Genomic DNA, 1259 nt, shown 5'->3' with positions numbered 1-1259 from the left:
AGCAGCTCTTCGCCGGCAAGTGCGAGCGTCCGGGCGGCGCCACCTACGGCCGCTGGGGCGACGAGACGCTGCGCCTGCTGCCGGGCCGCGTCGAGGCCTCGTCCGACAACCGTTCGTTCCACCTGGTGGTGGAGCAGGCCGCCAGCTGCGCCATTCCCAGCGTCGGCTAGAGCGCGGCAGGGTCAAGTTTGGGCGATTAACCCGCCCGGGCGCGCTATGGATATTTGAATGAGGGCCTTTCCCCGGCGGGAAAGGCTCTTGGGCCGAAGGAGTTCTCTGATGCGCGTTTCCCCCATCGCCGCCGTGCTGGCCCTCGGCGTCGCCGCGAGCGGCCTGTCGGGCTGCGTCAAGGCCACCCGCGCGCCCTTCGATCAGGGCGTCTGCAACCACGTCATCGAGAAGAAGGACGGCACGCTGCAGTTCAACTCGGTCGAACGTAACGTGCCCAACATGGAGACCTGCGCGGCCACGCTGGAAGGGATGCGCATCCGCTTCCTGCGCATGGGCCTCCGCAAGGAGCAGCTGACCGGCTCCTACCAGGGCAAGTTCATCTTCGTGGAACGCGAGGGCATCTATCTGGGCGACAGCTACGAAGGCGCCCGGTTCATGTCGCTGGTGCGCACGGGCGACGGCCGTCTGGCCGTGCCCGGCGCCTTGCCGGCGCGCTAGGACCGTTTCCGAGAGGCGAGGAGAGGGCGGTGGATAACCGCTCTCTGTTCACAGGAACGTTTGGTGAACAATTCTTGATTTCCGCCTTGCTGAGTCGTTAACGTCTCCGCTCGAGATTCCGGCGCATAGGGTCGCCGGGCGAGAACAGGGCATTCGCCAAATGGCTGGCAGCGTCAACAAGGTCATCCTGGTCGGCAACCTCGGGGCCGACCCCGAGATCCGCACCCTCAATTCGGGCGACCGCGTCGCCAACCTGCGCATCGCCACGTCCGAGACCTGGCGCGACCGCTCCAGCGGCGAGCGCAAGGAAAAGACCGAGTGGCACCGCGTCGTGATCTTCAACGACAACCTGGTGAAGGTGGCCGAGAGCTACCTGCGCAAGGGTTCGACCGTCTACATCGAGGGCGCGATCCAGACCCGCAAGTGGACCGATCAGCAGGGCCAGGAAAAGTACTCCACCGAGATCGTGCTGCAGAAGTTCCGCGGCGAGCTGACCATGCTGGGCGGCCGTGGCGACGGCGCCGGCGCCGGCGCGCCCTCGGGCGGCTATGACGACGGCTACGGCCAGGGCGGCGGTGGCGGCTACGGCG

General features: G+C 67.0%; 2 protein-coding genes and 1 pseudogene. All 3 read left to right on the top strand.

Translation table 11 applies throughout. The features are described 5' to 3' along the window. Window positions 1-170 (top strand): annotated as a pseudogene (locus DMC18_RS26705) (hypothetical protein); the annotation flags it as partial. Between the two features lie 109 nt (window positions 171-279). Next, a complete protein-coding gene (locus DMC18_RS24160) occupies window positions 280-669 on the top strand; it encodes a hypothetical protein (protein WP_110121796.1) in 390 nt (129 codons plus the stop codon). 160 nt (window positions 670-829) lie between these two features. Continuing rightward, on the top strand, window positions 830-1259 hold a 430-nt coding region (gene ssb, locus DMC18_RS24155), incomplete at its 3' end, for a single-stranded DNA-binding protein (RefSeq protein ID WP_233248283.1).

The sequence above is a fragment of the Caulobacter sp. D5 genome, assembly GCF_003185805.1.
In the GTDB taxonomy this organism is placed as follows: Bacteria; Pseudomonadota; Alphaproteobacteria; order Caulobacterales; family Caulobacteraceae; genus Caulobacter.
Note: the sequence above shows the minus strand (reverse complement) of the source record. Positions and strands in the feature narration are given on the sequence as shown.

Excerpts from the sequence above, each read along its gene's own strand:
- DMC18_RS24160 (WP_110121796.1), top strand. The coding sequence starts at position 280 with ATGCGCGTTTCCCCCATCGCCGCCGTGCTGGCCCTCGGCGTCGCCGCG.